Source organism: Streptomyces sp. NPDC024687 (assembly GCF_055559055.1).
Map to the genome: position 1 here is coordinate 276,063 of NZ_JBVHLJ010000010.1, position 17,971 is coordinate 294,033.

Annotated in this window: 18 protein-coding genes; 11 read left to right on the plus strand and 7 right to left on the minus strand. The window is 70.7% G+C overall.

What is annotated here, in order from left to right:
* Nucleotides 1–102 precede the first annotated feature (102 nt).
* A complete protein-coding gene (locus ACZ39I_RS33715) occupies nucleotides 103–1,824 on the plus strand; it encodes a cholesterol oxidase substrate-binding domain-containing protein (RefSeq protein WP_467248714.1) in 1,722 nt (573 codons plus the stop codon).
* On the opposite strand, the gene ACZ39I_RS33720 is transcribed toward ACZ39I_RS33715, so the two are convergent.
* The 3 genes from ACZ39I_RS33720 to ACZ39I_RS33730 all read right to left on the minus strand — a co-directional run bounded on the left by ACZ39I_RS33720 (nucleotide 1,821) and on the right by ACZ39I_RS33730 (nucleotide 5,213).
* Nucleotides 1,821–2,414, minus strand: a complete 594-nt coding sequence (locus tag ACZ39I_RS33720) for a TetR/AcrR family transcriptional regulator (protein WP_467248715.1) — start codon at nucleotides 2,412–2,414, stop codon at nucleotides 1,821–1,823. The two genes, ACZ39I_RS33715 and ACZ39I_RS33720, sit on opposite strands and share 4 nt — an antisense overlap.
* Entirely contained in the window at nucleotides 2,411–3,901 is a 1,491-nt protein-coding gene (locus ACZ39I_RS33725; protein ID WP_467248716.1) for an MFS transporter, read from the minus strand. Before ACZ39I_RS33725 ends, ACZ39I_RS33720 begins: the two co-directional genes overlap by 4 nt.
* A 94-nt stretch (nucleotides 3,902–3,995) precedes the next feature.
* A complete protein-coding gene (locus ACZ39I_RS33730; RefSeq protein WP_467248717.1) occupies nucleotides 3,996–5,213 on the minus strand; it encodes an FAD-dependent monooxygenase in 1,218 nt (405 codons plus the stop codon).
* A gap of 334 nt (nucleotides 5,214–5,547) precedes the next feature.
* Here ACZ39I_RS33730 and melC1 point away from each other — a divergent pair, with 334 nt between their 5' ends.
* The 3 genes from melC1 (at nucleotide 5,548) to ACZ39I_RS33745 (ending at nucleotide 7,296) form a co-directional block, all read left to right on the plus strand.
* Nucleotides 5,548–5,892 carry an apotyrosinase chaperone MelC1 gene (gene melC1 / locus ACZ39I_RS33735; RefSeq protein ID WP_467248718.1) on the plus strand — a complete coding sequence of 115 codons (345 nt, stop codon included), beginning with the start codon at nucleotides 5,548–5,550 and terminating at the stop codon, nucleotides 5,890–5,892.
* Between the two features lie 44 nt (nucleotides 5,893–5,936).
* Complete coding sequence (melC2, locus tag ACZ39I_RS33740) at nucleotides 5,937–6,761, plus strand: tyrosinase MelC2 (RefSeq protein ID WP_467248719.1); 825 nt, start codon at nucleotides 5,937–5,939, stop codon at nucleotides 6,759–6,761.
* A gap of 82 nt (nucleotides 6,762–6,843) precedes the next feature.
* A complete protein-coding gene (locus ACZ39I_RS33745; protein ID WP_062032140.1) occupies nucleotides 6,844–7,296 on the plus strand; it encodes an SRPBCC family protein in 453 nt (150 codons plus the stop codon).
* A 21-nt stretch (nucleotides 7,297–7,317) separates the two neighbouring features.
* Here the strand turns inward: ACZ39I_RS33745 and ACZ39I_RS33750 are convergent, their stop codons facing one another.
* On the minus strand, nucleotides 7,318–8,016 hold the full coding sequence (locus ACZ39I_RS33750; RefSeq protein ID WP_467248720.1) for a ribonuclease H family protein: 699 nt from the start codon (nucleotides 8,014–8,016) through the stop codon (nucleotides 7,318–7,320).
* A 414-nt stretch (nucleotides 8,017–8,430) separates the two neighbouring features.
* Nucleotides 8,431–9,231 (minus strand): VOC family protein, encoded by an 801-nt coding sequence (locus tag ACZ39I_RS33755; RefSeq protein WP_352385953.1) that lies wholly within the window; start codon nucleotides 9,229–9,231, stop codon nucleotides 8,431–8,433.
* A gap of 603 nt (nucleotides 9,232–9,834) precedes the next feature.
* Between ACZ39I_RS33755 and ACZ39I_RS33760 the strand changes: the two genes are divergently transcribed.
* The 4 genes from ACZ39I_RS33760 (at nucleotide 9,835) to ACZ39I_RS33775 (ending at nucleotide 14,267) form a co-directional block, all read left to right on the plus strand.
* Nucleotides 9,835–11,271: a family 2B encapsulin nanocompartment shell protein gene (locus tag ACZ39I_RS33760; RefSeq protein WP_467248721.1), complete on the plus strand. Its 1,437-nt coding sequence runs from the start codon at nucleotides 9,835–9,837 to the stop codon at nucleotides 11,269–11,271.
* Nucleotides 11,268–12,317 (plus strand): family 2 encapsulin nanocompartment cargo protein terpene cyclase, encoded by a 1,050-nt coding sequence (locus ACZ39I_RS33765; RefSeq protein WP_467248722.1) that lies wholly within the window; start codon nucleotides 11,268–11,270, stop codon nucleotides 12,315–12,317. Before ACZ39I_RS33760 ends, ACZ39I_RS33765 begins: the two co-directional genes overlap by 4 nt.
* Before the next feature lie 50 nt (nucleotides 12,318–12,367).
* Nucleotides 12,368–13,243, plus strand: coding sequence for a geranyl diphosphate 2-C-methyltransferase (locus ACZ39I_RS33770; protein WP_467248723.1), 876 nt, complete (start codon nucleotides 12,368–12,370; stop codon nucleotides 13,241–13,243).
* A gap of 124 nt (nucleotides 13,244–13,367) precedes the next feature.
* Nucleotides 13,368–14,267, plus strand: coding sequence for an SGNH/GDSL hydrolase family protein (locus ACZ39I_RS33775; RefSeq protein ID WP_467248724.1), 900 nt, complete (start codon nucleotides 13,368–13,370; stop codon nucleotides 14,265–14,267).
* 28 nt (nucleotides 14,268–14,295) lie between these two features.
* On the opposite strand, the gene ACZ39I_RS33780 is transcribed toward ACZ39I_RS33775, so the two are convergent.
* Nucleotides 14,296–14,778, minus strand: coding sequence for a VOC family protein (locus ACZ39I_RS33780; RefSeq protein WP_467248725.1), 483 nt, complete (start codon nucleotides 14,776–14,778; stop codon nucleotides 14,296–14,298).
* Nucleotides 14,779–14,902: 124 nt separating this feature from the next.
* Here ACZ39I_RS33780 and ACZ39I_RS33785 point away from each other — a divergent pair, with 124 nt between their 5' ends.
* From ACZ39I_RS33785 to ACZ39I_RS33795, 3 genes are all read left to right on the plus strand, one after another.
* Nucleotides 14,903–16,114, plus strand: a complete 1,212-nt coding sequence (locus ACZ39I_RS33785; RefSeq protein ID WP_467248726.1) for an epoxide hydrolase family protein — start codon at nucleotides 14,903–14,905, stop codon at nucleotides 16,112–16,114.
* Nucleotides 16,115–16,260: 146 nt separating this feature from the next.
* Entirely contained in the window at nucleotides 16,261–16,884 is a 624-nt protein-coding gene (locus tag ACZ39I_RS33790) for a ClpP family protease (protein ID WP_467248727.1), read from the plus strand.
* 1 nt (nucleotide 16,885) lies between these two features.
* Complete coding sequence (locus tag ACZ39I_RS33795; RefSeq protein WP_352385968.1) at nucleotides 16,886–17,488, plus strand: ClpP family protease; 603 nt, start codon at nucleotides 16,886–16,888, stop codon at nucleotides 17,486–17,488.
* A gap of 18 nt (nucleotides 17,489–17,506) precedes the next feature.
* Here the strand turns inward: ACZ39I_RS33795 and ACZ39I_RS33800 are convergent, their stop codons facing one another.
* Complete coding sequence (locus tag ACZ39I_RS33800) at nucleotides 17,507–17,935, minus strand: helix-turn-helix domain-containing protein (RefSeq protein ID WP_467248728.1); 429 nt, start codon at nucleotides 17,933–17,935, stop codon at nucleotides 17,507–17,509.
* Nucleotides 17,936–17,971 lie beyond the last annotated feature (36 nt).

The window sequence follows — 17,971 nt, forward strand, 5'->3', positions numbered from 1 at the left end:
GAACGAGTTGCTCCGGGTCGAGACCCGTGAATTATTCACTCACATGGGTGACACGTTTCGACGCAGGGCATGCACGTGTCAACATCCGCCTAGCGTGACCCCGTGACTGATCGTTCTTTGAGCAACCACCGCAACCACCCGCAGGAGAGCCCCTCCTGGACCCGCCGCGGCTTCCTCGTGAGCGCCGCCGCCCTCGCCGCCGTACCGATTCTGCTGCCGGCCGACCCGGCGGCCGCGGCGGAGGAACTGCCCGGCTTCCCGGCGGGCGTGGCCCTGCACCGCTCGGCGTACCGGAACTGGGTCGGCGAGATCACCGCCGACGGGCTGTGGGCCTGCGCCCCGACCAGCCCGGACCAGGTGGTCCAGGTCGTCAACTGGGCCTGGCGGCACGGCTGGCGGGTCCGCGCGCGGGGCTCCTCGCACGGCTGGTCGCCCCTGACCATTACCGAGGGCACCGGGTCCGACGCGCCCGTCCTCCTCGTCGACACCGCCTCCCACCTCACCGGCCTGTCCCTGGACTCCGCTTCCGCGGTGCGGGCCGGCACCGGCGTCACGCTGGAGGCGCTGCTCACCTATCTGGAGGGGCACGGGCTCGGGGTCACCGCCGCGCCCGCGCCCGGCGACCTCACCCTGGGCGGCGCGCTGGCGATCGACGCGCACGGCACCGCCGTCCCGGCCGACGGGGAGGAACGGCTGCCGGGGCAGACGTACGGCTCGCTCAGCAATCGCATCCTGTCGCTGACGGCGGTGGTGTGGGACGAGGACAGCGGGGCGTACGGGCTGCGTACCTTCAGCCGCGCCGAGGCCGACAGCGCGGCCCTGCTCACCCATCTCGGGCGGACGTTCGTCACCGAGGTCGTGCTGCGGGTGGGCGCGAACAGCAACCTGCGGTGCGTCAGCCGGGTCGACATTCCGGCGGCCGAGCTCTTCGCGGCGCCCGGCGGTGACGGGCGGACCTTCGCGAGCTTCCTGGAGGAGGCCGGGCGGGTCGAGGCGATCTGGTTCGCCTACACGGAGTTCCCGTGGCTGAAGGTGTGGAGCGTGGCGCCGCACAAGCCGCTGACCTCGCGGCGGGTGACCTCGCCGTACAACTACCCCTTCTCCGACAACGTTCCGACCCTGGTGGCGGATCTGGCCGGGCGGATGGTGTCCGACGCGGCCTGGTATCTGGCGCCGGTGCTCGGCAACGCCCAGCTCGACGTGGCGACCGTGGGGCTCACGGCGACGCTGTCGGCGGACATCTGGGGGCCGTCCAAGAACACGCTGCTCTACATCAAGCCGACGACGCTCAGGGTGACCGCGAACGGGTACGCCGTCCTGACGAGCCGGGACCAGGTGCAGCGGGTCGTCTCGGAGTTCACGGACTTCTACCGGGAGCGGCTCGCCGCGTACACGGCGCAGGGGCGGTTCCCGGTCAACGGGACGGTGGAGATCAGGGTGACCGGGCTCGACGATCCGGCCGAGGCCGAAGTGGTGGGGGCGCGGGCTCCGCTGCTGTCGGCGCTGCGCGCGGACCAGGCGCATCCCGAGTGGGACACGGCGGTGTGGCTGGACATCCTGACGCTGCCGGGGACGCCGTACGCGGAGGCGTTTCTGCGGGAGATCGAACAGTTCCTGTTCGACGGCTACCAGGGGACGCGTGTCGAGTGGTCCAAGGGCTGGGCCTATACGGACGACGCCGTGTGGGCGGACGAGGAGGTGCTGGGGACGACGATCCCAGGGTCGTTCGGCGAGGCGGTGTGGGGGCAGGCGGCGGGGGTGCTGGACCGGCTCGATCCGCACGGCGTGTTCGGCAACGCGTTCCTGGACCGGCTGTTCCGTTAGGGCCCTTCTGGCGTCAAGTGGGCCTGCACGGTGGGGGCGTAGCGGTCCACGACGTCGTCCACGGCGCTCGCCCTCAGCTCGGTGCCCCGGGCGATGCCGTACATCACGCCCAGGCCCAGGAGGGTGCCGACCGCCAGTTCGGCGCGCAGGCCGGCGTCGGGGCCCCGCAGGCGCTCCGCGAGGCGTTCGACCACCTGGGCGCGGAAGTTGACGCGCAGGATGTCGCCGTGTTCGCCCTGGACGGGGGCGAAGGCGATGCGGAGCAGGGGGTCGGCGCCGCGTTCGATCTGGCCGGTGAGGACATGGCGGACCATGTGGCGGCCCAGGTCGTCGACGGGGGCGTCGAGCAGGGCCGTCGCGTCGGACTCGAAGGACATGACGCGGGCGAGGAGGGCGTCCTTGTTGCCGAAGTACTTCACGATCAACGGCGGGCTGACACCGGCGCGTTCGGCGACCGCCTTGAGGGTGATGTCGGCGTAAGGGGTGCGGGCCAGGAGATAGCGGGCCGCCCTGAGGATGGCGGCCTTGGTCGACTCGGCGTCGCGGCGGGCGGTCGTGGTGGTGGGGGGCGGTGTGCTCACGGCACTCATGCTCCCTCCATCGCCCCGTCCCGCGCGCCCCGGGTGCGGCCCTTCGTCCGGCGGGTCCCCTCGGGCGCGGAGTCGCCGGGGATGGTCAGCGCCGCCGCACAGGCCGCGAGGGCTGTCGCGCCCGCCATGGCGAAGGCCATCAGGTAGCCGTGCAGGGTGGGCACGAGGGCGCCGCCGACCGGGCTGGTGTGGTGGACCAGTACCGCCGCGACCGCCGCGCTGGAGGCGGCCTGGCCGATGGTACGCATCAGGACGTTGACGCCGTTGGCGGAGGCGGTCTGCTCGGCCGGGACGGCACGCAGGATCAGCGTGGGCAGGGCCGAGTAGGCGAGGGTGGTGCCGGTGGCCACCACGGTCGCGCCCAGGATGATCATCCGCAGGTCGCGGCTGTCCGCGATGCGTACGGCGTAGCCGCACGCGATGACCGCGGCGCCGAGGGCGAGCGTGATGCGCGGGCCGCGGGTGGCGGAGATCCGGGCCGACAGCGGTGAGAACAGCAGCATGGTCACTCCGCCCGGCAGCAGGCACAGGCCGGTGGCCACGATGGACAGGCCGAGTCCGTAGCCGGTGGCCTTCGGTGCCTGGACCAACTGGGCCGTCACCAGGGAGTTGGCGTAGAACGCGAAGCCGGTGAGCAGGGCGGCCACGTGGGACAGGCCCACGCGCGGCCGGGTGACGAGCCGCAGGTCGACCAGGGGCTGCTCGGTGCGCAGTTGGCGCCACCACCACAGGGTGAGGACGGCGACGGAGACCAGGAACAGGCCGAGGACGCGGGGGCTGCCCCAGCCCCACTGCCCGCCCTGGGACACCCCGAGCAGCAGGCTGACCAGGCCGACGGCCAGTCCCAGGGCGCCCGGCACGTCGAAGCGGCCCGGCTGTCGTACCGGCGACTCGCGGACGGCCCACGACACGGCCGTGACGCCGAGGGCGCCGAGGGCGCTGGTCATCCAGAACATGGTGTGCCAGTCGGCGTACTGGACGACCATGGCGGCCAGCGGCAGGCCGAGCGCGGCGCCGATGCCGACCGTGGAACTCATCATCGCGACCGCGGAACCCCGGCGCTCGGGCGGCAGTTCGTCGCGCAGGATGCTGATCGACAGCGGCACCACGGAGGCGGCGGCGCCCTGGAGGGCGCGGGCCGCGATGAGCACGGTGATGTCGGACGACAGGGCGCACATCACCGAGCCGAGCGTCATCAGACCGAGGGCGCCGGTCAGCACCCGGCGCTTGCCGTACATGTCGCCGGCGCGGCCGAGCACGGGGGTGAGGACGGCACCGGCCAGCAGGGTCGCCGTGACCATCCAGGAGACGGCGCCGGGCGAGGAGTGCGTCAGCCGGGGCAGGTCCGGCAGCAGCGGGACGACCACGGTCTGCATGACGGCCATGAGCGTGCCGCACATCGCCAGCACCGGGACGGTGAGCCGGGCCCGCAGGCCGGTTCCGCCGGCTGCTCCGCGGGGCGGGGATATCGGGCCCTGCTGGTCCATCGGCGCTCCGGAATCGACAGGGAAAACAGTGGGTGAATGACAATTCACTCTAGCGGTGAATCGTCATTCACCCAACCTTTACAGGGCCCCCCGGTTACTTGCGCGAGGCCAGCTCCCGGGCGTGCACGCCGCGTGCGACCTTCGGTCCGAGCCAGCGCTTGAACCTGCGCAGGGCCTCCAGTTGCCCGGCAGCCTTGTCGATCCGGTAGTACAACTGGGGCGGGACATGGGGCAGCAGCGGCGAGTGACGCTGGCCGAGCAGGGCGAACATCTGCTCCGGCGGCAGGTCGATGTAGCGGGACAGGTTCTCGTACCACTGGGCGCTGTAGCGGGCGGCGCTCTGGATGGAGAGCAGCTCCGACTTGCGCTGCCGCTCGTAGCGCGCGAGTGCCTGCGGAAGCTCGGTGTGCGCGCGCAGGGCGTCGGCGAGGGCGATGGCGTCCTCCAGGGCGAGGGTGGTGCCGGCGCCGATGGAGTAGTGGGTGGTGTGGGCGGCGTCGCCGAGCAGGACGAGGTTGCCGTGGTGCCAGGTCCGGTTGGTGAGGGTGCGGAAGTTCAGCCACTGGGCGCTGCCCGAGCCGGTGGAGCGGCCGATCAGCGGATGGCCGTCGAGGACGTCGGCGAACAGCTTCTCCAGCAGGGCGAGTCCGTCGGCGTCGCCGGCGCTGTCCAGTCCGAGGCCGGTCCAGGTCCGCGGTGCGCACTCGACGACGACGGTGCTGCGCTCGGGGCTGAAGGCGTAGCCGTAGCACCAGATCCAGCTGTGGTCGGTCTCGACGAAGGCGAAGGTGAAGGAGTCGAAGACCTTGCTGGTGCCGAGCCAGATGTAGTGGTTGCGGCCCTCCGTGGTCTCGGCGCCGAAGCGGTCGGCGTGCCCGGTGCGCAGGGCGCTGCGCACGCCGTCGCCGGCCACGACGAGGTCGGCCGCGGGGAGGTTGTCGTGGGTGATCTCGTGCTCGAACTCCAGCCGTACGCCCAGGGAGCGGGCGCGGGCGGCGAGGATCTCCAGCAGGCGGTGGCGGCCGATGCCGAAGCCCTCGTCGCTCGGGCGCCGGGTGACCAGGTCGCGCACTCGGGCCTCGCCCTGGTTCCAGGTGACCGACGCCTCCTCGATCGCGCGGGCGGACTCGGGGTCGTGGACGTGGAGCTTGTCGAGCAGTCCGCGCCAGTAGGTGACGCCCCAGCCGTAGGTCGAGCCCTCCGGGTCGCGCTCGTGGACAGTGATGTCGTGGGACGGGTCCTGCCGTTTCAGCAGGATCGAGAGATACAGGCCGGCGGGCCCGCCGCCGACGCAGGCGACCTTCACACACACCCCTAGAAATTACCCAAAGCGGTCAATTGGCAACGCAGAGTAGCAGCCAGAAGGTGCGTGACTCTCGCTCCGGTTCACGCCACTTTCAGCGCGTGAGGAGGGCCACTGCCAGCGGGTTCGCCCGCAAAGGATCATCGGATTCACGGCCCGCGAGAGGAGGAATTCCTCCGTCCGGGTTCCGGAAAGCCCTCTCTGCAGCAAGATCATCTTCGTTCAATGCTGTACGACATGTAGGTAATTGTCTGGATCGGAGCCAACCGGTCACGAGCGATTTCTCCCGCTCTCGACCGGGCGGATAGGCATGCGGAGTCCGTCAACCCAGGAGGCACACCGCATGCCGGAACTCACCCGCCGTACCGCGCTCACCGCGACGGCCGCCCTCGCCGCAGGAGCGGTCGCCGCCCCGCGCGCATCCGCCGAAGACCACCATCACGAGTCACCGGAAGTCTTCGACGAGGTCTACAAGGGCCGCCGGATACGGGGCCGGTCCACCGGCGGCCACCACGGCGGCCACCGCGTGACGGTCGACGGCGTGGAGCTGCACATGATGCGCAACGCCGACGGCACCTGGATCAGTGTCGTCAGCCACTACGACCCGGTGCCCTCACCGCGCGCCGCCGCGCGGGCCGCCGTCGACGAGCTCAAGGGCGCGCGGCTGCTGCCGCTCCCCGCCAACTGACCGCCGCCGCCCCGCCCCCGCACGCCCTTTTGGAGCACCCGCACATGACCGTCCGCAAGAACCAGGCCACCCTGTCCGCCGACGAGAAGCGGCGGTTCGTCGCCGCCGTCCTGGAGCTGAAGCGCAGCGGCCGCTACGACGCGTTCGTCACCACGCACAACGGATTCATCATGGCCGACACCGACAACGGCGAGCGCACCGGCCACCGGTCGCCCTCCTTCCTGCCGTGGCACCGCAGATTCCTGCTCGACTTCGAGCGCGCCCTGCAGTCGGTGGACGCCTCGGTGGCACTCCCCTACTGGGACTGGAGCACCGACCGCTCGCCGCGCGCCTCGCTGTGGGGTCCCGACTTCCTCGGCGGCACCGGGCGCAGCCGGGACGGGCGGGTGATGGACGGCCCGTTCGCCGCGGACACCGGCGACTGGCCGATCAACGTACGGGTCGACGGCCGTACGTATCTCAGACGCGCCCTCGGCGTCGGCGTAAGGGAGTTGCCGACCCGGGGCGAGGTGGAGTCGGTGCTGTCCATGGCGACGTACGACATGGCTCCCTGGAACAGCGCGTCGGACGGTTTCCGCAACCATCTGGAGGGCTGGCGCGGGGTCAATCTGCACAACCGGGTCCATGTCTGGGTGGGCGGGCAGATGGCGACCGGGGTCTCCCCCAACGATCCGGTGTTCTGGCTCCACCACGCCTACGTGGACAGGCTGTGGGCCCAGTGGCAGCGGCGGCATCCGGACTCCCGCTACGTCCCGGCCGCCGGAACGCCCGAGGTCGTCGACCTCGACGAGACCATGAGGCCGTGGAACGACGTGCGCCCCTCGGACCTGCTGGACCACACCCGCCACTACACCTTCGACACGGCATGACATTCGCCTTGCGGCGGTTTGCCCTCCGGATCACGCGGTACCCGCGCCACACACACCGAGAAGACGAAGGAGGGATTCACCCGTGTCGCAGGTCGAGGAATCCATCGAGGTCGGCGTGCCGGTGCACACCGCCTACAACCAGTGGACGCAGTTCGAGACCTTCCCCGAGTTCATGAGCGGGGTCGAGCGCATCGAACAGCGCACCGACACGCTCACGCACTGGGTGACCAACGTCAACGGGGTGCACAGGGAGTTCGACGCGGAGATCACCGAGCAGATCCCGGACGAGCGGGTCGCGTGGACCACCATCGCCGGCGAGGCCAAGCAGGCCGGTGCGGTGACCTTCCACCGGCTCGACGAGGGCCACACCAAGGTGATGCTCCAGATGGACTTCCATCCGGACAGCATCACCGAGAAGGTGGGCGACAAGCTCGGCTTCGTGAAGCGGCAGACCAAGGGCGACCTGGAGCGCTTCAAGACGTTCATCGAGGAGCGCGGTCGGGAGACCGGCGAGTGGCGCGGCGCGGTCATCTGACCCTCGCGCTCCGGCCGGCCCCTAACCGGCCGCTTCCGTACGGCACTCCGGGTGCCCCCAGCCCTGGACGTTCTTCGCGATGGGCTCGCCCGCCGCGTAGGAACGTCCGCACAGACACCGGCCGGGGAACTTGGCCTTGATCGTACGAGAAGACGAACCGCCGCTCCGCTTGGGCGACTTGGCCCGGGCGGGGCGGTCGGCTTTTTGCGGGGTGTCCGGCGACGGCGGCGGCTGCGGGGAGCCCAGTTCGCTGCTCGCCGGCTCCTGGACGATGGCCGCCTGGCTGGCCGCGCGGTCGGCGAAGTCGTTGAGCGGGTCGCCGTCGACCTGGTGGGCGGGGACGTAACGGAACTCGACCGAACGCCCGTCGAGCAGTTCGTCGATCCGGACCACCAGCTCCTGGTTGGCGACCGGCTTGCCCGCAGAGGTCTTCCAGCCGTTGCGCTTCCAGCCCGGCAGCCAGGTGGTGACGGCCTTCATGGCGTACTGGGAGTCCATCCGGATCTCCAGCGGCACGTCCGGGTCGGTCGCGGCGAGCAGGCGCTCCAGGGCGGTGAGTTCGGCGACGTTGTTGGTGGCCTTGCCGAGCGGGCCCGCCTCCCAGCGGGACGGTGTCTCCGACTCGTCGGCGATGACCCAGGCCCAGGCCGCGGGCCCCGGATTTCCCTTCGAAGCCCCGTCGCACGCGGCCACCAGTCGTTCACGCATGCGCTCGATCATGCCATGAGCGGACGGGCGCCCGTTCACCCCGCCGGGACGACCGCGGCCACCACCCTGCGGACCTCCTCGGCCTCGGGTACCGCTCCCTCCGCGTCGGCGAAGAGCGGATGCGCGGCCCCGATCAGTGTGGGGGGGGGAGCAGGCCCATGTGGGCGTCGCCCGGGACCCGCCCCCCGTTCACCCCGCCGGGACGACAGCGGTCACGGCCCTACGGACCTCCTCGCACCCTCGGGCGCCGCCCCGTCCTCGTCGTGCAACGCAGGTGCGCGCCCCAGATCAACATGAGGGCGAGCAGATCCACGTCCGCGCCGGCCGCGACCTGCCCCCGTTCACCCCGCCGGGACGACCGCGGCCACCACCCTCGCAGCGCGACGCGATGAGCGGGAGCTGCTCGATGTACTGCACCGGCACCGGCTAGGGAACGTCGGAGATCTGGGGGATGTCGCCCTGGGTCGTCGTCACGTCGATGACCGAGAAGCTCGCGCCCTGCGGGTCACTGAGGGCCGCGAACCGGCCGAAGGGCGAGTCCATCGGCCCGAACCGCAGGACACCGCCGAGCTTGGTGGCGCGGGCCACGGCGTCGTCGCAGTCGGGGACCGAGAAGTAGACGTTGATGTACGCCGGTACCTCGGGCGGGAAGTCGTCGGTCATCTTCATACGGCCGAGGACCGTCTTGTCGTCGAGGTTGAACATGTGGAAGTCGATGGCCTCGTCCTCCATCCGCTGGGCGCGGTAGCCGAAGACGGCCGGGAAGAACGCGTCGGACTTCTCGGGTTCGCGAGTGTAGATCTCGGCCCAGCAGAACGCGCCGGGCTGCTCGGGCGGCGCCTCGAAGCCCTCGTGGGTGCCCGCCTGCCACACGCCGAAGACGACTCCGCTCGGGTCGCGCGCCAGGCACATCGTGCCGAAGTCGCCGACCTGCATCGGTTCCATGAGCACCTCGCCGCCGTTGTCACGGATCTTGCCGGCGGTGGCGGCGGCGTCCGGCGACGCGAGGTACAGGCACCACTGCGAGTGCCCTTCCTGCCCCGGCATCGGCGGCACGACGGCGGCGACGGCCTTGCCGTCCGAGTAGGCCTGCGTGTAGTTGCCGTACTCCGACGACGACTCGCCGAAGGTCCAGCCGAGGACGTCGCCGTAGAAGCTCTTGGCTCCCTCGACGTCGCTGAACATCGCATCGGCCCAGCAGGGGGTTCCCTCAGGTTGTACGGCCATGATCGCGGCCCTTCCCGAATCGGTGGTCGGTCCGTCTTCACACGCTAGCCACGGGGACGCCCGACCGCGCGCCGAACGGACGATTCGGCGCCAGAACGGACATAAGTGACGCGCTCCAGGGGGCGTGCGGCGTGTGTGGCTTCGAGGCCGGTGAGCCCCGGGGGGTGGGGCCTGGCGGCGGCGGACCGGCGGGACGTGCGCCTGCTCCGTGCGCGGGTCCGAGGATCTGTGTCCCGCCTCCCGGTACCGGACTGAGACGCCGACGGGGCTACCGGGCTACAGGGCACGGGGCTACGGGGAGTACACGAGCGTACCGTCCGCGTGCACTCGTCGGCGCCCGGCAGCCTCGACGACGGACAGCGTGTTCCTCTTCGCGGAAGTGGCCTCGGCGACGCACCTCCCCCGCGCCACGACAAGGAAGTGCACACCGTCAACTCCCACACCAGGAGCGCGGAGGCACTCATCGCGCCCCGACTGCCTCACCAGCGATGTTTACACCTTCCCTGCCGCGAAGACGCCCCCTTCACGCCCTGCTCGGACGGCCGCCCCGCCTGTTTGGCTGGTGCCGCGCTCGGCCATCCCGCTCACCTGCCAGGAGGGAATGTGTCCACACCGGACAGCGCCGCCGGCCCCGCCGTCGACGAACCCGAACCCCCGTCCGAAACCCAGCTCACCAGCCTCAGCACCACCGCGGCCCGACAGCTCGCCACCACCACCAAGTCCGAACCCCAGATGCAGGCCATCAGCTCCCGCTGGCTGCTGCGCATGCTGCCGTGGGTGGACGTGAAGGGCGGCACCTACCGCGTCAACCGGCGCCTCCAGCTCCGGGTGGGCCGGGGCCGGGTGCAGTTCGAGCAGAACGGCGCCGACGACATCCGGGTCATCCCTCAGACCCTCACCGAACTCCCCACTCTGCGCGGCTACTCGGACACCGAGGTCCTCAAAGAACTCGCGACCCGCTTCCGGGTCCGGGAGATCCGCGCCGGCCAGATCCTCGTCGAGGCCGGGCAGCCGGTCACGGAGGCCTACCTGGTGGTGCACGGCCGCTTCACCCGCTTCGCCGAGGGCAAGTACGGCGAGGAGGAGATCGTCGGCGTGGTCACCGACGGCGACCAGATGGGCGACGAGGCGATCGGCCGGCCCGACCCGTTGTGGCTGAGCTCGGTACGGGCGGAGACCGCCGGCGTCGTGCTGGTCCTGCCCTGGTCGGTGGTCGCGGAGTTCACCGAGCGGGTGCCCTCGCTCGCGGCCCATCTGGAGGCCTACGCGCGGCGGCAGAGCCTGCCGATGAACCGCAAGGGCGAGGTCGACGTCCCCGTCCAGGCGGGTCATGTCGGGGAGCCGACGATCAACGGCGGCTACGTCGACTACGAACTCGCTCCGCGCGAGTACGAGTTGTCCCTGACCCAGACCGTGCTGCGGGTGCACACCCGGGTCGCCGACCTCTACAACAACCCGATGGACCAGACCGAGCAGCAACTCCGCCTGACCATCGAGGAGATCCGCGAACGCCAGGAGTGGGAGCTGGTCAACAACCGGGAGTTCGGGCTGCTGCACAACGCCGACCACGGCCAGCGCATCAGCACCTTCGCCGGCCCGCCGACCCCGGACGACATGGACGACCTGCTCGCCATGCGCCGCAAGACCAAGCTGTTCCTCGCCCATCCGAAGGCGATCGCGGCGTTCTTCCGGCAGTGCAACCGACGCGGTCTGGTGCCGGGTACGGCGAGCGTCGAGGGGCACGAGATCCCCGCCTGGCGCGGGGTGCCGATCTTTCCCTGCAACAAGATCCCGGTCAGCCCGCAGCACACCAGCAGCATCATCGCGCTGCGCACCGGGGAGGGCGACCAGGGCGCCATCGGGCTCTACCAGACCGGCATCCCCGAGGAGTACCAGCCGGGCCTCAACGTGCGGTTCATGGGGATCGACACCAACTCGATCATCCGGTACCTGGTCACCGCCTACTACTCGATGGCCATCCTGGTCCCGGACGCGGTCGGGATCCTGGAGAACGCCCAGATCGGCCGGACGGCCGAGTGACCGTGACGAGCGCCCCGTCCCTGCCGGGTCCGCCCGACATCGCGAGCAGCCTGCGCACGCCCCGGCGCGGTGGGGCGATCCCCGGCCTCAGACACCGGCAGGTCGCGCCCGCCGATCCGGTGAAGGCCGCGGAGGTCGACCGCAGACTGGAGGCCTGGGCCCGGCGCCTCGACCTGTTTCCGGAGGCGTGGAAGGGGGACTTCTCGGGGTTCCAGTTCGGCCGGGCCGTGGTCCTCCAGCATCCGGAGGCCGTCGACCTCGAACGGCTCACGGTCGCCGGTGAGTTGCTGCTCGCGGAGAACGTCGTCGACTCCTGCTACTGCGAGGAGGACGAGGGCCGCGGCGGAGCACGCCGGGGCCTGGGCGGCCGGCTGATCGTGGCCCAGTCCGCGATCGACCCGTACCACGGCATCCCCGAGCTGGAGGAGGAGTGGCGGGAGGGCGTCAGGGCCGACGGCCCGCTGCGCGCCTACCACTTCGCGCTGACGGACTACGCCGCCCTCGCCACCCCGAGCCAGACCGACCGGTTCGTCCACGACATCGCCCGGCTGCACCTCGGTTACCTCGCCGAGGCCGCCTGGGCGGAGACCCGGTATGTGCCGCGGGTCTGGGAGTACCTGGTGATGCGGCAGTTCAACAACTTCCGGCCCTGTCTGTCGATCGTGGACGCCGTCGACGGCTACGAACTGCCCGAGGCGCTCTACGCCCGGCCCGAGATCCAGCGGGTCACGGCACTCGCCTGCAACGCCACCACGATCGTCAACGACCTCTACTCCTTCACCAAGGAACTGGCGAGCGACCCCACCCACCTCAACCTGCCGCAGGTCGTCGCCGCCAACGACCGGTGCGGGCTCAAGGCCGCCTACCTGAAGTCCGTCGAGATCCACAACCGGATCATGGCGGCGTTCGACGAGGAGTCGGCCCTGTTGTCCGCCACCTCACCGCTCGTGGAGCGCTACACCCGGAGCCTGTCCGACTGGGTGGCCGGCAACCACGAGTGGCACGCCACCAACAGCCACCGCTACCACCTGCCCAACTACTGGTAAACCGCGCCCGGATGACAGAACGTCACACGCACCAGCACAAGGAGTTACCGTTGACCATCGCCCCCCACGCCGGCACGGCGGCCCAGGTGCCGACCCAGTCGACGTACCAGAGCCGTGTCGCGGCCTACTGGAACGCCGAGGAGAACCCGGTCAACCTCGAACTCGGAAAGCTCGACGATCTCTACCACCACCACTACGGCCTCGGAGCAGCCGACCGCGCCGTGCTCGAGGAGCCCGATCCGGTACGGCGGCGTGAGCGGATCACCGCCGAACTGCACCGACTCGAACACGCGCAGGCCGAAGTCCTCACCGCCCATCTGGGCCCGCTCACCCCCGAGGACCGGGTCTTCGACGCCGGCTGCGGGCGCGGCGGCGGCAGTGTCGTGGCGCATCTGCGCCACGGTTGCCATACCGACGGCGTCACCATCTCCGAGAAGCAGGCGGAGTTCGCCAACGCCCAGGCCCGCAAGCGGGGCATCGACGACCGGGTGCGCTACCACCACCGCAACATGCTCGACACCGGGCTGCCCTCCGGGGCGTACGCGGCCTCCTGGAACAACGAGTCGAGCATGTACGTCGAGCTGGACCTGCTGTTCGCCGAGCATGCCCGGCTGCTGCGCCGCGGCGGACGCTATGTGGTCATCACCGGCTGCTACAACGACACCTACGGACAGGCCTCCCGCGAGGTCTCGCTCATCAACGCCCACTACATCTGCGACATCCATCCCCGCTCGGCGTACTTCCGGGCGATGGCCCGCAACCGGCTGGTGCCGGTGCACGTCGAGGACCTGACCGAGGCGGCGCTGCCCTACTGGGAGCTGCGCAAGGAGGCCGACCATCTGGTCACGGGAATCGAGGACACCTTTCTGACCGCCTACCGGAACGGCAGTTTCCAGTACCTGCTGATCGCCGCCGACCGGGTGTGAACCGGAGGACCGGGGCTTTTTCGGGAGCCCCGGTCCTCCCTTGCCACGCCGCGTGTCTTCCCCCTCGGGCCCGGCTGTGCTTGCCTGGGGAACCGTTTTTCGGCGACCGGGGCGGGAGTCGCGCATGCGGACATCGTGGATCGTGGGAATGCTGACCGCAGTCCTGCTGCTCGGCGCCTGCAGCGACCCCTCGGACGGACCGGAGACGGCACCACCCACTCCGGACGTCTCCCGCGCGGCAACCACGCATCAGCGCGCCCAGACCTCCCCGAGCGCCTCCGCTGCCGTCGTCGCTCCGCGGGTGCTGTATCTCGGCGACTCGCTCGCCATGGAGGCCCAGCGGGTCCTCGGGCAGGAGCTGCGCCGGGATCTGCGGGCGACGTACACGAGCGCCCCGTACTCGGGGACCACACTGTGCGACTACCTGGAGGGCACCGGGAAGAAGTCGCTGGTGCCCGACAAGGACAAGGCGGCCGCGCTGGTCCGGGCGCTGCACCCGGACTTCGTGGTGCTGCAGTTCTGGGGCAACGCCTGGTACTACACGTGGTGCATGGACGGGATCAGCCATGCCGCCTCGCCGCAGAAGTACTTCAGCAGGTACCGGGCGGACCTGAAGAGGCTGACCGATCAGATCGCCGCGGCGGGCGGTGCACGGCGGCCGCGGATCGTGTGGGTGGCCCAGGGCCCGGACCCGATCACCCCCGACCGGGTCCGGCGCGTGAACGAACTGTACGAGAAGCAGGCGGCCGCCTCGGGGGACGTCGTCGCGGACGCGGGCGCGACGGTGGCACCCGCCGGATCCCGCTACTCCTGGGTGCAGTACCTGCCGTGCACCGCCTACGAGCACGAGCACCCCGACTACTGCACCCAGCCGGACCGCGACCGCACCGCCCTGCACCTCGACAAGGACTATCTGCACTTCTGTCTGGCGCCCACGACGCCCACGCCCAGGCCGTGCCCGGTCCGCTCCCCCGGCATCCTGCGGATCGCCCGGGAGATCACCCGGGTGATCGGTTCGTCCTGAGGAGCGCCCGCGCGCGTCAGGGGCGCGCTCACCCGCCCGCGTAGGCCCTGTCCAGGGCGGCGAGGTCGAACTTGCTCATCGCCATGAACGCCTTCATGACGCGGGCCGACTTCGCCGGGTCCGGGTCGGTGACCATGGCCTGCAGCCGGTCCGGCACCACCTGCCAGGACAGGCCGTACCGGTCCTTGAGCCAGCCGCAGGGGCCGGGCTCGCCGCCGCCCTCGGTGAGCTTGGTCCAGTAGTAGTCGATCTCCTCCTGGTTCTCGCAGAAGACCATGAAGGAGACCGCCTCGGTGAACTTGAACTCGGGGCCGCCGTTCAGCGCGAGGAACCGGTGGCCGTTCGCCGTGAACTCCACGGTCAGCACGCTGCCGGCGGGCTGGGGCGCGCCCTCGGGATAGCGGGCGACCTCGCCGATGCTGGAGTTCTTGAAGACCGAGACGTAGAAGTGGGCGGCCTCCTCGGCCTGGCCGTCGAACCAGAGACAAGTGGTGAAACCGTCGGTGGTCATGCGTACCTCCTGGATCGTGGGAACGTCCGTCATCTGTGTCGACCGATCCTCGCCGCGGAACTCATCGGTCGAACGGCGGATTAATCCAGGTGGCCGATACACCGGTGCGAACTAGCATCCGGGCATGACGTCTGCGCCCACAGAGCACACGGACCCGGTCCGGCCCTTCCGCCTCGACATTCCGCAGAGCGACCTCGACGACCTCCACGACCGGCTCGACCGCACCCGCTGGCCCGACGACCTCTCGGCCACGGGCTGGGCGTACGGCGTCCCGGCGGCCTATCTGCGCGAACTCGCCCATCACTGGCGGCACTCCTACGACTGGCGGGCGGCCGAGGCACAGCTGAACGAGTGGCCCCAGTTCACGACCGTCATCGACGGCACGACCGTGCACTTCGCCCACATCCGCTCCCCCGAACCGGACGCCACCCCGCTGATCATCACGCACGGCTGGCCGGGCTCGATCGTCGAGTTCCTGGACGTGGTGGGCCCGTTGACCGATCCGGCGGCCCACGGCGGCGACCGGGCCGACGCCTTCCACGTCGTCGTACCGAGCATCCCCGGGTTCGGGCTGTCCGGGCCGCCCGCGGACACGGGCTGGGAGGCGGGCCGGATCGCCGACGCATGGGCCGAGCTGATGACACGGCTCGGCTACGAGCGGTTCGGCGCGCAGGGCGGTGACTGGGGCTCGGCGATCTCCCGGGAGCTGGGCCGCGCCCATCCCGAGCGGATCATCGGCGTCCACCTCAACCTGCTGCCGGGCGCGCAGGCGACGCACGAACCGACGGAGGAGGAACTCGCCGCGCTCGGCCCCGGGGAACGGGAGCAGGCGCTGGAGTCATGGCGCCGGTGGAGCGCCTGGTCGGCGGAGGGCACCGGGTACGCGGTCCTGCACTCCACCCGGCCGCAGACCCTCGCCTACGCCCTCACCGACTCGCCGGTCGGCCAACTCGCCTGGATCGTCGAGAAGTTCCAGGAGTGGACCGACTCCGCGGAGCTGCCCGAGGAGGCCGTGGACCGGGATCGGCTGCTGACCAACGTGATGCTGTACTGGCTGACCGGAACCGCCGGTTCGGCCGCCCGGATCTACTACGAGCGGGCGCACGCCACGGGCGGGAGGACGGCCCGGCCCACCGAACCGTCGACCGCGCCGACCGCCCTCGCCGTCTTCCCGGCGGAGCTCCAGCTCCCGCTGCGGCACAAGGCGGAACGCACCGACAACATCGTGCGCTGGACCGAGTTCGACCGGGGCGGCCACTTCGCGGCGTTGGAGGAGCCGGACCTGCTGGTCGGCGACGTGCGGGCGTTCTTCCGGCAACTGCGCGAGAAAGGCTGAGCCCACCGCTGAGCACACCGCTCAGCGCACCCCCGGGCCCGCGCTCTGCCGGTGGCGAATCTGCCACCGGCAGAGAAAACGCCGCGGGCCGTCCTGCGAGGTCGACAGTGGAGCCGACGGCATCCCTACGACCACGAGGACCGCCCATGACTTCCCCCCGGGCCGAGGACGGCGACACCCCTCCCACCCGCTTCGACGACCAACTGGCCGCCCAACTCCTCGCCCAGCGCATCGTCCTGCTGGGCACCCAGGTCGACGAGGTCTCCGCCAACCGGATCTGCTCCCAACTGCTGGTCCTGTCCGCGGAGGACCCGCGCACCGACATCAGCCTGTACATCAACAGCCCGGGCGGCTCCGTGTACGCGGGCCTCGCCATCTACGACACGATGCGGCTGATTCCCAACGACGTGTCGACGCTCGCCATGGGTTTCGCGGCGAGCATGGGCCAGTTCCTGCTCTGCGGCGGCAGGCCCGGCAAGCGGTACGCCCTGCCCAACGCGCGGATCATGATGCACCAGGGGTCCGCGGGCATCGGCGGGACCACCGCCGACATCCTGATCCAGGCGGAGAACCTGGACCACAGCAAGCAGACCATGGAGCGCCTGCTCGCCGAGAACACGGGCCAGACGCCGGAGACCATCGCCCGCGACGGCGACCGCGACCGCTGGTTCACGGCCGAGGAGGCCAGGGAGTACGGCATGGTGGACCGGGTCCTGGAGTCCCTCGCGGACGTCCGCCCGGCCGCCTCGAAGCGACGGATGGGGCTCTGACATGGCGAACTACACGATTCCGTACGTCGTCGAGCGGACCGCGCAGGGCGAGCGGTCCTCCGACGTGTTCAGCCGCCTGCTCTCCGAGCGGATCATCTTCCTCGGCACCGAGATCGACGACGGCGTCGCCAACGTCGTGATCGCACAGCTGCTGCATCTGGAGTCGGCGGCGCCGGAGAACGAGATCTCGATCTACATCAACTCCCCCGGCGGATCGTTCACCTCGCTGATGGCGATCTACGACACGATGACCTACGTGCAGGCCCCGATCTCGACGCTCTGCGTGGGGCAGGCGGCGTCCACCGCGGCCGTCCTGCTGGCCGGCGGGGACCCCGGGCGGCGGCTCGTGCTGGAGCACGCGCGCGTACTGCTCGGCCAGCCCGCCTCCGGCGGCAGCCGCGGCGCCATCTCCGATCTCGCCCTGCAGGCCAAGGAGATGGTCCGCATCCGCTCCCAGGTCGAGGAGGTGCTGGCCCGCCACACCCACCACGACATCGCGACCCTGCGCGCGGACATGGACCGCGACAAGGTGTTCACCGCGCAGGAGGCCGTGGAGTACGGGCTGGCCGACGAGGTGGTGAGCCGGCGCCTCGTGACGGTCTGAGACACCGGCCCCGCCCCCTCAGGCCGCCAGGCACATCCCGTTGTACGGCGATCCCGGCACCGCGCGGCGGCTGCGCGCCGAGTGCCGGGTGAGCTCCCCCTGGACCAGGGAGAGCAGATCACCGAGGCCGAGTCCGAGGGCTTGGGCGGCGGCCGCGAGAACCTCCGAGGATGCCTCCTTGCGGCCGCGCTCGACTTCGGAGAGGTAGGGCATCGAGATCCGGGCCGCGTCGGCCACGTCCTTGAGCGTGCGCTCCTGGGCGAGGCGCTCGCGGCGCAGGACGTCTCCGACGAGGTCACGCCACAGGGGTTCCCTGGTCTTTCTGGCGGCGGGATCCCGCGGCGGTGCGGTGGCGGGGCGTTCGGACACGGGGCGGACGGACCCCGGGCGCGTGGACTGCGTGCGCAGCGGGATCACGCGGGCTTGGTTCGGCGCTTCGTTGCTCACCGGCTCAGCCTAAATTCCCTGGCCGCCAAGGGAAGG

Coding starts and splice junctions, on each gene's coding strand:
- ACZ39I_RS33790 (WP_467248727.1), top strand. CDS start 16,261: ATGACTTCCCCCCGGGCCGAGGACGGCGACACCCCTCCCACCCGCTTC.
- ACZ39I_RS33795 (WP_352385968.1), top strand. CDS start 16,886: ATGGCGAACTACACGATTCCGTACGTCGTCGAGCGGACCGCGCAGGGC.
- ACZ39I_RS33775 (WP_467248724.1), top strand. CDS start 13,368: ATGCGGACATCGTGGATCGTGGGAATGCTGACCGCAGTCCTGCTGCTC.
- ACZ39I_RS33720 (WP_467248715.1), bottom strand. CDS start 2,414: ATGAGTGCCGTGAGCACACCGCCCCCCACCACCACGACCGCCCGCCGC.
- ACZ39I_RS33785 (WP_467248726.1), top strand. CDS start 14,903: ATGACGTCTGCGCCCACAGAGCACACGGACCCGGTCCGGCCCTTCCGC.
- ACZ39I_RS33725 (WP_467248716.1), bottom strand. CDS start 3,901: ATGGACCAGCAGGGCCCGATATCCCCGCCCCGCGGAGCAGCCGGCGGA.
- melC1 (WP_467248718.1), top strand. CDS start 5,548: ATGCCGGAACTCACCCGCCGTACCGCGCTCACCGCGACGGCCGCCCTC.
- ACZ39I_RS33750 (WP_467248720.1), bottom strand. CDS start 8,016: ATGATCGAGCGCATGCGTGAACGACTGGTGGCCGCGTGCGACGGGGCT.
- ACZ39I_RS33755 (WP_352385953.1), bottom strand. CDS start 9,231: ATGGCCGTACAACCTGAGGGAACCCCCTGCTGGGCCGATGCGATGTTC.
- melC2 (WP_467248719.1), top strand. CDS start 5,937: ATGACCGTCCGCAAGAACCAGGCCACCCTGTCCGCCGACGAGAAGCGG.
- ACZ39I_RS33780 (WP_467248725.1), bottom strand. CDS start 14,778: ATGACCACCGACGGTTTCACCACTTGTCTCTGGTTCGACGGCCAGGCC.